The organism is Amycolatopsis sp. NPDC048633 (assembly GCF_040650695.1).
Taxonomy (GTDB): domain Bacteria; phylum Actinomycetota; class Actinomycetes; order Mycobacteriales; family Pseudonocardiaceae; genus Amycolatopsis.
The window spans coordinates 176,763-191,362 of sequence record NZ_JBEZHS010000005.1 but is presented as its reverse complement, the minus strand read 5'-3'; the positions used below and the strand labels follow the sequence as shown (position 1 = coordinate 191,362).

The window sequence follows — 14,600 nt, the reverse complement described above, 5'->3', positions numbered from 1 at the left end:
GGGCGCCATCCGTCTTGCTTTTCGTGTGGCACCAACGAGTACGGCGTCGAGCGTGCGGAGCAGGGGGCTTCACCGGCGGAATTCCCCGCACTCTTTCGGCGCTACCTGAGGGATGTCGAGGCTCTGTATCGTCCTTTCGTCGTCCAGAAACCCCTTCTTCCGGAGGTACCACGTGCGCAAGATCGCGGCCTTGGTTTCGACCCTCACGCTGGCGGCGGGGATCAGCGTGCTGACCGCCGGACCCGCCGCGGCCCTGGGTGGCGAAACCTACGGGTGCCAGGTATCGCCGGGTCCGGTGGGCTCGTACAACGGGAACTGCCACAACAGCGCGAAGTTCCACGCTCCCTACTCGGCCGGGTTCGCCGTCGGCGGCGCGGCCGCCGGCACGACCTACACCTGGCACGTCCCCGCCGGCTACCAGACCGCGCCCGGCCTGTGCACCACCGGGGCCGGCTGCCGGATCGACGGGTTGACCGGCGACGACGAGGTCACCGTCTCGGTCACCCTGACCCAGGACGGAGCCACCGAAACGTTGTCGGCCACCGCGTTCATCCTGGCGGTCTGCGGCAACGTCTACTGCTGACCGGCCGGCGCCGGGCGGCGTCGACGTGGTGGCGCATCGCGGCGGCCGGCGCGGCCTGGTGAGCGGCCGCCTTCCCCCGCTGATGGACGAAGACGTTGCCCGGCAACGACTCCTCCGGCGGCGGTCGGCCTTGGTCCAGCATTCCTGGGTCAGCCGAGCAGGCGGATGTCCGAGCGTCCGTAGTGGAACTCGCGGACGGCGATGACGAGTTCGTCGACCGTCAGCCGGCCGTCGCCGTCGAGGTCGATGCGGTCGAACGTCGCGTCGGAGTCGGCGGCGCTCAGGCCCACCGCCGGGCCCAGCCAGCGGCGCAGCTCGACCTTGCTCACGTAGCCGTCGCGGTCGGTGTCGCACAGGTCGGCGATCGCGGCGATGGTCGGGCGGAGCAGGTCTTCGAACCCGTCGTCGCCGCGGTCGTACATCAGTTCCCGGTTGGCGGCGACGTACTGGTCCTGGTTCATGGCGCCGTTCGGGCCGACGCCCGCGGCTTCGGCCTGGCGCTGGTACATCGCGAGCAGGGCGTCCCGGACGGCGCGGCCGCGGTCGCTGGTCGTGGTCTCGCCGAACGCTTCGACGATGCGGCGGGCCTCCGCGTCGTAATCCGTGCGATCGATGACGCCGTCCCCGTTGGCGTCCCATTTCTCGAATCGCTTGACTTCGTGCTCGGTCCTCAGGGCGGTGGTCATGGCCTGAAACTCTAGGGCCGGTCGGCGGTATCGGGCAGTCGCACGAAAGGTGGACCGGATCGCCGACGGTGTTCCGCCGGCGGGCGGGCACTTCACGGACGGTGAGGTCGCCCCTAGCGAGGCGGCTAGGGGTGGAGTTCGGATCGTACCGATCGGTATGTTTTTGACCGGATTCGGACCACACCGCCCGGGGGCATGGGACATGGGGATTTCCGAAGGTGTCGCGGTCGTGGGGATGTCCTGCCGGTTCCCGGGGGCGCCCGATCCGGACGCGTTCTGGCAGCTGCTGAGGACCGGCACGGACGCGGTGACCGGGGTACCGGCCGATCGGGTGGATCCGGGCCTGGGCCGGGGCGGGTTCCTGGACCGCGTCGGGGACTTCGACCCGGCGTTCTTCGGGATCTCCCCGCGCGAGGCGGCGGCGATGGACCCGCAGCAGCGGCTGATGCTGGAGCTGGGCTGGGAGGCGTTCGAGGACGCCGGCCTGCCGCCGGGCGGGAACGTGGGCGTGTTCGTCGGCGCGATCCGTGAGGACTACACGGATCTACGGCGTGCGCAGGACATCAGCGCGCATTCCATGACCGGCGTGCAGCGCGGGATGATCGCCAACCGCGTCTCCTACGCCTTGGGGCTGCGCGGACCCAGCTTCGTGGTCGACGCGGCACAGTCGTCCTCGCTGGTCGCCGTGCACACGGCCTGCGCGAGCCTGCTGGCGGGCGAGTGCACGCTGGCGCTCGCGGGCGGCGTCACCCTCAACCTGAGCACGGACAGCGCCCTGACCGCCGTGCGGTTCGGCGGGCTTTCTCCGGATGGCAAATGCCAGGTGTTCGACGCGCGGGCCAACGGCTACGTCCGCGGTGAGGGCGGTGGGCTGGTCGTCCTCAAGCGGCTGGCCGACGCGGTGGCCGACGGCGACCTGATCCACGGCGTGATCCGGGGCAGCGCCGTGACCAACGACGGCGGGGGCGCGAGCCTGACCGCGCCGGAGCGGGCCGCGCAGGAGGAATGTCTCCGGCTGGCCTACGCGCGGGCCGGCGTCGACCCGGCCGACGTGCGGTACGTGGAGTTGCACGGCACCGGCACCAAGCTCGGCGACCCGATCGAAGCCGCGGCCCTCGGCGTGGTCCTCGGCGAAGGCCGGCGCCCCGACCGGCCGCTGCTGGTGGGCTCGGTCAAGACCAACATCGGCCACCTGGAAGGCGCCGCGGGCGTGGCTGGCCTGCTCAAGACCGTGCTCAGCCTCGAGCACGGCGAGCTGCCGGCGAGCTTGAACTTCAGCACCCCGAATCCCGAGATCCCGTTGGCCGCGTTGAAGATCCGCGTCCAGGACCACCCGGGCGCCTGGCCGGGGGCCGGGCTCGCCGGGGTGAGCTCGTTCGGCATGGGCGGCACCAACTGTCACGTCGTGCTGGAGAAATGGACCGGCACCGCGGTGCCACGCGGGTCGCGGGTGGCGCCCTGGGTGCTCTCGGCCAAGACCGGGCGAGCGTTGCAGGAGCAGGCCGTGCGGCTGCGGGAGCACCTCGAGACGCACCCGGAGCTGGACCTGGCGGCCGCGGCGCGCTCCTCGGCCACGACCCGGTCGTCCTTCGACCACCGCGCGGTGCTGATCGCGCCGGACCGCGACCGTCTTCTCCCCGGCCTGACCGCCCTCGCCGAGGGCATCCCGTTTCCCGGGCTGACTACGGGAGTCGCGCGGCGCACGGGCAAGGTCGCCTTCGTCTTCCCCGGGCAAGGCACGCAATGGCGCGGAATGGCCACGGCGTTGCTGGAATCGTCCCCGGTTTTCGCCGGCCGGATGCACGAATGCGCCGACGCGCTGGCGCCGCACGTGGACTTCTCGCTCCTCGACGTGGTGCGCGGGGAAGTGCACGACATCGAGGTCATCCAGCCGGCCCTGTTCGCCATGATGGTCTCCCTGGCCGCCGTGTGGCGGTCCTTCGGCATCGAGCCGGACGCCGTCGTGGGCCATTCCCAGGGGGAGATCGCGGCCGCGTGCGTGGCGGGGGCGTTGTCGCTCGAGGACGCGGCGAAGGTCGTGGCCCGGCGCAGCCAGGCTTTTCGCGACCTGCTCGGCGAGGGGGCGATGGCCTCGGTCTCCCTGCCGGAGCGGGAAGTGGCACCCAGGCTGACCGAGCGCGTGTGGATCTCCGCGGTGAACGGACCCACCTCGACCGTGGTCGGCGGCGACGTGGCGGCGGTGGCGGAGTTCGTCGGCGGCTGCGAACGGGACGGTGTCCGGGTCCGGCGGGTGAACGTCCGGCACGCGTCGCATTCACCCCTGATGGAGCCGCTGCGCGAACCGCTCCTCGCCGCACTGGCCGGCATCCGGCCGGTGGCCACGGACGTCGCGTTCGTCTCGACGGTGACCGGCGGCGTGCTGGCGGGCACGGAGCTGGACCCGTCGTACTGGTACCGGAACCTGTCGCAGCGGGTCGAGTTCGAGCGCGCCACCCGGTCGCTGACCGAACTGGGCTGTGACCTCTTCGTCGAGTCCAGCCCGCACCCCGTGCTCACCTCGCCGGTGCAGCAGGTCGCCGAGGACGCGCTGGTGGTCGGTTCGCTGCGCCGGGACGCGGGCGGACTGGACGAGGTCCTGGCCTCGGCCGCCCGGCTCCACGTGCGCGGGCGGGCACCGGACTGGGGACGGGCGTTCGACGGCGGCCGGGTCCGGCTGCCCACCTACGCGTTCCAAAGACGGCGCTACTGGCTCGACGAGACCGCGCCCGAACCCGAGGTGCGCGAGGCGCCTCGCGACGTGCTGGGTCTCGTGCGGGCGCACACCGCCGCGGTGCTGGGACACCCGACGCCCGAAGCCGTCGCGGTGGAGGCGACCTTCCGGGAACTGGGGATCGACTCGCACCTCGCGGTCGAGCTGCGCAACCGGCTCGCCGCGGACACCGGCGAGGACCTGTCCGTCACGGTCCTGTTCGACCACCCCACCTGCACCGACCTGGCGGCCCACCTGACCGGCGGCCGCGGCGAGAACGCGCCCGCGATCCGGGCGGCGGCGGCCGACGATCCGGTCGTGGTGGTGGGGATGGCCTGCCGTTTCCCGGGTGGGGTCGCTTCGCCGGAGGACCTCTGGGACGTGGTGGCCGAAGGCCGGGACGTGGTGTCCTCGTTTCCGGCGGACCGGGGCTGGGGCACCGGGGCCGGAGCCGGCGGGTTCCTCGACGACGTCGCCGGGTTCGATGCGGACTTCTTCGGGATCTCGCCGCGCGAGGCGCTCGGCATGGACCCGCAACAGCGTCTGGTCCTGGAGTGTTCCTGGGAGGCTTTGGAGCGGGCTGGGGTCGACCCGTCGACGGTCCGGGGCACCGATCTCGGCGTCTTCGTCGGGGTGATGGGCGGGGAAGGTGCCGGGGTCACCGGCCGCGCGGCGAGCGTCGTGTCCGGGCGGGTCGCGTACGTCCTCGGGTCCGAAGGCCCGGCGATGTCGGTCGACACGGCCTGCTCGTCCTCGCTGGTGGCACTGCACCTCGCGGCACGGTCCGTGCGCGACGGCGAGTGTTCGATGGCGTTGGCCGGCGGGGTGACCGTGTTGTCGTCGCCGGAGCTGTTCGAGGAGTTCGCGCGCAACGGCGGCTTGGCGGCCGACGGCCGGTGCAAGTCGTTCGCGGACGCCGCCGACGGCACCGGGTGGGCCGAAGGTGTGGGTCTGGTGGTGGTGGAACGGCTTTCCGAGGCCCGCCGCCGAGGCCATCGGGTGCTGGCTGTGCTCCGCGGGAGCGCGGTGAACCAGGACGGTGCGTCGAACGGGTTGACGGCGCCGAGTGGTCGTGCGCAGCGGCAGGTGATCCGGCAGGCGCTGGCGAACGCGGGTCTGGTTTCCGCCGATGTGGATGTCGTGGAGGCGCATGGAACCGGGACTCGGCTGGGTGATCCGATCGAGGCGCAGGCGGTGCTGGCGACGTACGGCCAGGATCGAGCCCAGCCGGTCTTGCTGGGGTCGGTGAAGTCGAACATCGGGCACACCCAGGCGGCTGCGGGGGTGGCGGGTGTGGTGAAGATGATCTTGGCGATGCAGCACGGCGTGGTGCCGGCCAGCCTGCACGTCGACCGGCCATCGTCCTTTGTGGACTGGGAAGCGGGCGCGGTCGAGCTGGTCGGGGAGCAGACGCCGTGGCCCGAGGTGGGACGGCCGCGCCGGGTGGGGGTGTCGTCCTTCGGCGTCAGCGGGACGAACGCGCACGTGATCATCGAGCAGGGGCCGGTCGCCGAGGTCGCCGATCGGCCGAAGGCTGGTCTGGTGCCGTGGGTGCTGTCCGCTCGGTCGGAGGTCGCCTTGCGGGAGCAGGTTTCGAGGTTGCGGGACCGGCTCAAGGCGTGCCCAGAATCGAGCGTCGACGTCGGCTATTCGCTGGTGTGCGGTCGTGCCGCTCTGGAGCATCGCGCGGTGCTGCTCGGTGATCGGGTGGTCGAAGGTGCCGTCGGGCCGGTGGCCAAGACGGTGTTCGTCTTCCCGGGCCAGGGTTCGCAGTGGGTGGGGATGGCGGCGGAGCTGTGGGAGTCGTCGCCGGTGTTCGCGCAGTGGATGGATCGCTGTGCGAGTGCGCTGGGTCCTGGATTCGATTTGCGGGACGGGCTGAACAGCGAGCGGGTGGAGGTGGTTCAGCCTGCGTTGTGGGCGGTGATGGTGTCGCTGGCCGGGTTGTGGCGATCCTGTGGTGTCGAACCGGATGCGGTGGTGGGCCATTCGCAGGGGGAGATCGCGGCCGCCTGCGTGGCGGGTGCGTTGTCGCTGGAAGACGGCGCACGGGTCGTGGTGGCACGCAGCCGGCTCATCGCGGAGAGGCTGTCGGGCCGGGGTGCGATGGCGTCGGTGACCCTTCCGGACGGCCATGTGCTGGACGACCGGTTGTCGGTGGCGGTGGTGAACAGCCCGACTTCCGTCGTGGTGTCCGGGGATCCCGAAGCCATCGATGAGCTTCTGCTGACCGTCCCGGGCAAGCGGATCGCGGTGGACTACGCCTCCCATTCGGCTCAGGTCGAGCCGGTGCGGGACGAGCTTCTCGCCGCGCTGGAAGGGATCACGCCGAGTCAGCCGACGATTCCGTTCTGCTCCACCGTGTCCGAGACCGCGGCCTTCGACGCCGAATACTGGTACCGGAACCTTCGTCAGACCGTCCAATTCGACCAGGCCATTCACAAGCTGGGCGACGGTGTGTTCCTGGAGATGAGCCCGCATCCGGTGCTCACCACGCACATCCCCGGCATCGCGATCGGCTCGCTGCGCCGCGACGACGGTGGACTCGAGCGGTTCCTGACGTCGCTGGCCGAGGCGTACGTGCACGGCGTCGACGTCGACTGGATGCCCCTGCTGGCCGGCGGACGGCTGGTGGATCTGCCGACCTACCCCTTCCAGCATCGCCAGTACTGGCTCGATGCCCGGCCGGCGACGGGATCGGCACACCCGATCCTGGCGGCCACGGTCGAGCTGGCCGACGGCGCCGGATCGCTGTCCACCGGCCGGATCTCGCTGCGCGCGCAATCCTGGCTCGCCGACCACGTCGTGGCGGGCAAGGTCCTGTTCCCCGGCACCGGCTTCCTTGAACTGGCGCGACACGCGGGCGCCCGGCTGGAGTGGGCGACCGTCCGGGAGCTCACGGTCGAGGCGCCGCTTGAACTGTCCACCCAGGACGTGGTGGACGTGCAGGTGCTGGTGGGTGCGGTCGACGGCTCCGGGTGCCGGCCGGTGAGCGTGCACGCGCGGTCGACGGGCGACTCCGAGTGGCGCAAGCATGCGAGCGGATCGCTGGCCGCGACCGAGCCGCCGACGGGGTTCGGCCCAGCCGTGTGGCCGCCGGAAGACGCGGTCCCCTTGGACATCCGGTACGACGTGCTGGCCGACACCGGCTTCGAGTACGGGGCCGCGTTCCGGGGACTGCGTTCGGCCTGGCAGCGCGGTGACGAGCTGTTCGCCGAGGTCGACCTGCTTCCCGAGCCGGCCGCGTTCGCCCTGCATCCGGCGTTGCTCGATGCGGCGCTCCACCCGCTGCTGCTCGACGGCGGTGGCTTGCGGGTCCCGTTCGCGTGGGCCGGAGTACGTTACACGGCAACGGATGCGACTACCTTGCGAGTCCGGTTGACACCGGCGGGTGAAGGCGCTTTCGCCGTGGCGTTGACGGACGCCGACGGCACGCCCGTGGCCACGATCGAATCCTTGACACTCCGCCCGGTGGGCCAGGTCCGCCGCACGCTGTACGAAGTGGACTGGAAGCCCGCGCCTCCGGCCGGGAAGCCGGCGACGACCACCGTCTTCGAATGCCCGCAACCGGACAAAGCTCCGGTGGAGGCGGTCCGCGAGGTCCTGAAGCAGGTCCTCGACGTGACCCGGGACTGGCTGGCGACCGAGCACCCGCCGGACGAGCGGCTGGTCCTGGTGACGCGGAACGCTACGGGCGCCGACCCGAACCTGGTCCACGCCCCGGTGTGGGGGCTGGTCCGCTCGGCGCAGGCCGAGCACCCCGGCCGGTTCGTCCTCGTCGACCTGGACGAGTCCGGCTCCCTCCCGGACGTGGTGGGGCTGGACGAACCCCAGCAGGCCGTCCGCGACAGTGCGGTCCTGGTCCCGAGGCTCCGCAAGCTGACCGCCGAGCCCGGTCCCGCGCTGCATGGGACGGTGCTGGTGACCGGCGCGACCGGAACGCTGGGTGGCTTGCTGGCCCGGCATCTCGTGACCGCGCACGGCGTCCGGCGGCTGCTGCTGGTGAGCCGGACCGCGACGGCCGGGCTGGGCGCCGAACTGGCCGAGCTGGGGGCGACGGTCGAGGTGGTCGCCTGCGACGTCGCCGATCGTGACCAGGTGGGCCGGTTGCTCGCGGACCACCCGGTCGATGCCGTCGTCCACGCGGCGGGTGTCCTCGACGACGGCCTGATCGAGTCGATGACCCCGGAGCGGCTGGACGCGGTGCTGGCCCCGAAGGTGGACGCCGCCTGGCACCTGCACGAGCTGACGAAGGACCTGTCCCAGTTCGTGCTGTTCTCGTCGATGGCGGGCGTGGTCGGCATGGCGGGACAGGGCAACTACGCGGCGGCGAACGCGTTCCTGGACGCGCTGGCGGCCCATCGGCGGGCCCGTGGCCTGCCCGCGGTGTCGATGGCCTGGGGCCTGTGGGATGAGCAGAGCGGCATGACCAGCGGGGTCGGCGAGCTCGAACGCCGGCGACTGGCCCGCGACGGAATCGCTCCGCTGTCCACCGAGCGGGCCCTGGACCTGTTCGACGCGGCACTGGGCGCCGACCGCGCCGTAGTGGTCGCGACCAGGATCGATCCGCGCGCCTTGCGTACGGACTCCGCCATGGTGCGCGATCTGGCCGAAGCCGCGACCGTGGACCGTGGCCGGGCGCTCGCAGACATCCCCGAGGCCGAGCGGTACCAGGCCGCGCTCGACCTGGTTCGCGCCCAGGCGGCCGCGGTCCTGGGGCACCCGTCGCCGGAGGCCATCGCGCACGGACGGCCGTTCCGGGAGCTGGGGTTCGACTCGCTGACCGCGGTCGAGCTGCGGAACCGGATCGCAGCGGCCTGCGGCATCGCGCTGCCCAGCACGCTGGTCTTCGACTGCCCGACGCCGGAGGCGATAGCCGACCGGCTGCTGGAACGAGCACCCGCAGAGAAGCCCGCGGTGCGCCGAATGTCCGAAGAGGACCCGGTCGTCCTGGTGGGGATGGCGTGCCGTTTCCCGGGTGGAGTGGCTTCTCCGGAGGACCTGTGGGACGTGGTGGCGGACGGACAAGACGTCGTGTCTTCGTTCCCGGAGGATCGGGGCTGGGGGACTGGCTTCGGCGGGTTCGTCGACGACGTGGCGGGGTTCGACGCGGAGTTCTTCGGGATCTCGCCCCGGGAAGCGCAGGGAATGGATCCGCAGCAGCGGCTGGTCTTGGAGTGCTCTTGGGAGGCGCTGGAACGGGCGGGGATCGATCCGTCGTCCGTGCGAGGCAGTGATCTCGGCATCTTCATCGGCGTGATGCGGGGCGACTACCGGACCGACGGCGACTACGGCTTGACGGGCGGCGCCGGGAGCGTCGTGTCCGGCCGGGTGGCGTACGTGCTGGGGACCGAGGGCCCGGCGATCTCGGTCGACACGGCGTGCTCGTCGTCGCTGGTGGCCCTGCACCTGGCGGCCGAGTCGGTCCGGCGCGGCGAGAGCACGATGGCGCTGGCCGGCGGGGTGACCGCGATGTCGTCGCCGGTGCTGTTCGAGGAGTTCGCCCGGCAGGGCGGCCTGGCCGCCGACGGGCGGTGCAAGTCGTTCGCCGGGGCCGCCGACGGCACCGGGTGGGCCGAGGGCGTGGGTCTGGTGGTGGTGGAACGGCTGTCGGATGCCACCCGCCACGGGCACCGGGTGCTGGCGGTCCTCCGGGGCAGCGCGGTCAACCAGGACGGCGCCTCCAACGGCCTGACCGCGCCGCACGGCCCGAGCCAGCAGTGGGTGATCCGGCAGGCGCTGGCGAACGCCGGTCTCCGGCCGGCCGACGTGGACGTGGTCGAAGGACACGGCACCGGCACCCGGCTCGGCGACCCGATCGAGGCGCAGGCCGTGCTGGCGACCTACGGCCAGGGCCGGGCCGAACCGCTGTGGCTGGGGTCGGTGAAGTCCAACATCGGCCACACCCAGGCCGCGTCCGGCATGGCCGGCTTGATGAAGATGGTCCTGGCCATGCGGCACGGCGTCGTCCCGTCCACCTTGCACGTGGACGAGCCTTCGCCGGTCGTGGACTGGGAATCCGGCGCGGTGACGCTGGTGCGGGAGCCGGTGGCGTGGCCCGAGGCGAACCGGCCGCGACGGGCGGCGGTGTCGTCCTTCGGGATCAGCGGGACGAACGCGCACGTGATCATCGAGCAAGGTCCGGCTCCCGAGCCGAGCGAGCGGCCGGACGGTGGTCCGGTGCCGTGGGTCGTGTCCGCCAAGTCAGATGTCGCTCTGCGGGACCAGATCGGGCGGCTGTCCGAGTGGCCGGGAGCGGCTGTCGATGTCGGCTATTCGCTGGTGTGCGGTCGTGCCGCTCTGGACCATCGCGCGGTGCTCCTGGGCGATCGAGTGGTCGAAGGTGCTGTCGGTCCGGTGGCGAAGACGGTGTTCGTCTTTCCCGGCCAGGGCTCACAGTGGATCGGGATGGCGGCGGAGTTGTGGGAGTCGTCGCCGGTGTTCGCGGAGTGGATGGATCGGTGTGCGGTCGCGTTGGCGCCTCTCGACTTGCGGGGCGCGCTGAACAGTGAACGCGTCGAGGTGGTCCAGCCCGCGTTGTGGGCGGTGATGGTGTCACTGGCCGGGTTGTGGCGGTCATTGGGTGTCGAGCCGGATGCAGTGGTGGGGCATTCGCAGGGCGAGATCGCGGCGGCCTGCGTCGCGGGAGCGCTGTCGCTCGAGGACGGTGCCCGGGTCGTGGTGGCTCGGAGCCGGCTCATCGCCGAGAAACTCTCCGGCCGGGGTGCGATGGCATCGGTGACGCTCCCGGAAGGTCACGTGCTGGATGACCGGCTGTCGGTGGCGGTCGTGAACAGTCCGGCTTCCGTGGTGCTGTCGGGAGATCCCGAGGCGATCGATGAGCTTCTGCTGACTGTCCCCGGCAAGCGGATCGCGGTGGACTACGCGTCGCACTCGGTGCACGTGGAGTCGGTGCGGGACGAGCTGCTGGCGGCCCTGGGAGAAATCATCCCAAATCCACCGGAGATCCCGTTCTGCTCCACGGTGTTCGAGACGGCGACCTTCGACGCCGAGTACTGGTACCAGAACCTCCGCCGGACCGTGCAGTTCGAGCGGGCCATCGAGTCGCTGGGTGACGGTGTGTTCCTGGAGATGAGCCCGCACCCGGTGCTCACCATGCACCTGCCCGGCATTGCCGTCGGCTCACTGCGCCGCGACGACGGTGGACTCGAGCGGTTCCTGACCTCCCTGGCCGAGGCGTACGTGCAGGGCGTCGAGGTCGACTGGATGCCTTTGCTCGGAGCCGGACGGTTGGTGGATCTGCCCACCTACGCCTTCCAGCACCAGCGGTACTGGCACCGAACCGAAGCGTCCACAATGGATGACTGGCGGTACCGGATCGCCTGGCGGCAGCTGCCCGGGACACCGCAGACCCTGACCGGACGCTGGCTCGCCGTGGTACCCGACGGCGGCACCGCGGATCTCGGCCCGAATGTGGAAGTCGTCGCGCTGAGCCGGCTTTCCGAGCGCTTGGGCGAGGCCGTCGGCGTGTTGTCGTTGCTCGCGGTGGACGACACCCTGACGCTGGTCCGGATGCTGGAGGACAGCGACGCGCCGCTGTGGCTGGTGACGTCCGGCGCCGTCGCGGCAGCACCAGGAGACGTCGTGCGCCAACCGGACCAGGCGCAGATCTGGGGCCTCGGACTGACCATCGAGCTCGAGCACCCCCGGCGCTGGGGCGGCCTGGTCGATCTGCCCGAGAACGTCGACGGCGAGGTGCTCGGCAGGCTGGCCGCAGTGCTCTCCGGCGACGAGGACCAGGTCGCGGTGCGGGCCGGCGGGACCTACGCGCGACGTCTCGTGCGCGCACCACGCAACCGGACGGGGCAAGTCTGGCGGCCGCGCGGAACCGTCCTGGTCACCGGGGGAACCGGCGGACTCGGCGCGCACGTGGCCCGGTGGCTGATCCGGAACGACGCCGAGCGGGTGGTCCTGGCCGGGCGCCGGGGTCCCGACACCCCCGGCGCGGCCGAGCTCGCCGCCGAACTGGGGGACAAGGTCACCTTCGCCGCTTGTGACGTGGCCGACCGGGACGCGGTCCGGGAGCTGCTCGCGTCGCTGCCGGACCTGACGGCCGTGGTGCACGCCGCCGGAGCCGGCCAGCACAGCACCCCCGTGACCGAGATCGATGACCCCGCCGAGGTGATGCGCGCGAAGGTCGCCGGCGCGGCGAACCTCGACGCCCTGCTGGACCACGACACCCTGGACGCCTTCGTGCTGTTCTCCTCCGGCGCGGGGGTGTGGGGCGGCGGCGGGCAAGGCGCCTACGCGGCGGCGAACGCCTATCTGGACGCGCTCGCCCAGCAGCGCCGGGCCGCGGGCGGCAACGCCACCTCGATCGCCTGGGGCACCTGGGCGGGCGACGGCATGACGCGCGGTGGCGTCGGCGAGCGGTTCCGGCGGCTCGGACTGCGGGAAATGGACCCGCAGCTGGCGGTGCGCGCGCTCCGGGAGCTCGACGAACCCGGCCTGGTCGTCGCCGACATCGACTGGCCGGTGTTCGGGCCCGCTTACTCCGTCGCCCGCAAGCGTCCCTTGCTGGCCGAGGTCTTCGAAGAGCCCGAGCTGCCACGCCCGGTCGTCGGCGACGCCCTCCCGCTGGTCCGCGCGCAGGTGGCTGCCGTGCTGGGGATCGACTCCGGTGCCGCGGTCGACGTCCGGCGGGCGTTCCGGGAGCTGGGCTTCGACTCGGTCACGGCCGTCGAACTCCGCAACCGGCTGAACCACGCGACCGGCTTGAGCCTGCCGGCGACGGTCGTGTTCGACCACCCGAACTGCGCCGCGCTCGCCGCCTACCTGAGCGGGCCCGCGCCGGAGCCGGCGGCGGCCGCCACGCCCGTCGGCGAGCCGATCGCGATCGTGGCGATGAGCTGCCGGTTCCCCGGCGGGGTCAGCTCGCCCGAGGACCTGTGGCGGCTGGTCGCCGACGGGGCCGACGCGATCTCCGGCTTCCCGGCCGACCGCGGCTGGACCGTGTCCGGCACCGGCGGATTCCTCTACGACGCCGCCGAGTTCGACGCGGGCTTCTTCGGGATCTCACCGCGCGAGGCGACCGCGATGGACCCGCAGCAGCGGCTGATGCTGGAGTGCTCGTGGGAGGCCTTCGAACGAGCGGGCATCGATCCCACGTCGGTGCGCGGCAGCCGGACCGGGGTGTTTGTCGGCGCACTGGCCCAGGACTACGGCCCCCGGATGCACCAGGCGCCGGCGGACTTCGCGGGATACCTGGCCACCGGCAGCACCGGAAGCGTGCTCTCGGGCCGGATCGCCTACACCTTCGGACTGGAGGGCCAGGCGGTCACCATCGACACCGGCTGCTCCTCGGCACTGGTGGCGCTGCACAACGCCTGCCAGTCGCTGCGGCAGGGCGAGTGCTCGATGGCGCTGGTCGGGGGCGTCACGGTGATGTCCAGTCCCGGCGCGTTCTCGGAGTTCGAGAGGCTCGGCGGGATCGCCGCCGACGGCCGCTGCAAACCGTTCGCGGACGCCGCCGACGGCACCGGCTGGAGCGAAGGCGCGGGCATGCTGCTCGTCGAGCCGTTGTCCGAGGCCCGCCGCAACGGACACCCGGTACTGGCGGTGGTCCGCGGCAGCGCGGTCAACCAGGATGGCGCGTCGAACGGGCTGACGGCGCCGAGCGGGTCCGCGCAACAGCGGGTGATCCGGCAGACCCTGGCCAACGCGGGCCTGTCGCCTGCCGACGTGGACGTCGTGGAGGGGCACGGAACCGGTACTCGATTGGGTGATCCGATCGAGGCGCAAGCGGTGCTGGCGACGTACGGCCAGGACCGGACCGAGCCGGTGTGGCTGGGGTCGGTGAAGTCCAACATCGGGCACACCCAGGCGGCCGCGGGGATGGCCGGGGTGATGAAGATGGTCCTGTCCATGCGGCACGGTGTGGTGCCAGCGAGCCTGCACATCGACCAGCCCTCGTCCTTTGTGGACTGGACTGTTGGTGCGGTGTCGTTGGCGCGGGACTCGGTGGCGTGGCCCGAGGCGGACCGGCCGCGACGGGCCGGGGTGTCGTCCTTCGGGGTCGGCGGCACCAACGCGCACGTGATCATCGAGCACGTGCCGGTCGCGGAGGCTCCGGACGGACCTGACCGCGGTCTCGTGCCGTGGGTGGTGTCCGCTCAGTCCGCGGAAGCGTTGCGGGACCAGATCCGGCGGCTTTCCGAGTGCCCGGGGACCGCCGTCGACGTCGGCTATTCGCTGGTGCGCGGTCGCGCCGCCTTCGACCATCGCGCGGTGGTGCTGGGGGATCGGATCGTCGAGGGCGTCGTCGAGCCGGTAGCCAAGACGGTGTTCATCTTTCCGGGGCAGGGTTCGCAGTGGGTGGGCATGGCGGCCGAGTTGTGGGACTCGTCGCCGGTGTTCGCGAAGTGGATGGATCGGTGTGCGGCGGCGTTGGAGCCGTGGGTCGACTTGCGTGATGCGCTGGACAGTGAGCGTGTCGAGGTGGTTCAGCCTGCGTTGTGGGCAGTGATGGTTTCCCTTGCTGGATTGTGGCGGTCCTTCGGCGTCGAACCGGACGTCGTGGTGGGTCATTCGCAAGGGGAGATCGCGGCGGCCTGCGTGGCGGGAGCGTTGTCGCTCGAGGACGGTGCTCAGGTGGTGGCGG

The 14,600-nt window shown here is 71.8% G+C and carries 3 protein-coding genes (1 of these 3 only partly in view); 2 read left to right on the top strand and 1 reads right to left on the bottom strand.

Annotated features, from left to right (window positions below; genetic code table 11):
* Positions 1–172: 172 nt before the first annotated feature.
* Complete coding sequence (locus AB0C38_RS13325) at positions 173–583, top strand: hypothetical protein (RefSeq protein WP_360671421.1); 411 nt, start codon at positions 173–175, stop codon at positions 581–583.
* A 149-nt stretch (positions 584–732) separates the two neighbouring features.
* Here the strand turns inward: AB0C38_RS13325 and AB0C38_RS13320 are convergent, their stop codons facing one another.
* Positions 733–1,269 (bottom strand): EF-hand domain-containing protein, encoded by a 537-nt coding sequence (locus AB0C38_RS13320; RefSeq protein WP_360671418.1) that lies wholly within the window; start codon positions 1,267–1,269, stop codon positions 733–735.
* A gap of 202 nt (positions 1,270–1,471) precedes the next feature.
* Here AB0C38_RS13320 and AB0C38_RS13315 point away from each other — a divergent pair, with 202 nt between their 5' ends.
* Positions 1,472–14,600, top strand: partial view of an SDR family NAD(P)-dependent oxidoreductase gene (locus AB0C38_RS13315; RefSeq protein ID WP_360671415.1) — the 5' portion only. Its footprint extends 3,128 nt past the window's final position; 13,129 of the gene's 16,257 nt are visible here — the first part of the coding sequence; the start codon lies at positions 1,472–1,474; the stop codon falls past the right edge of the window.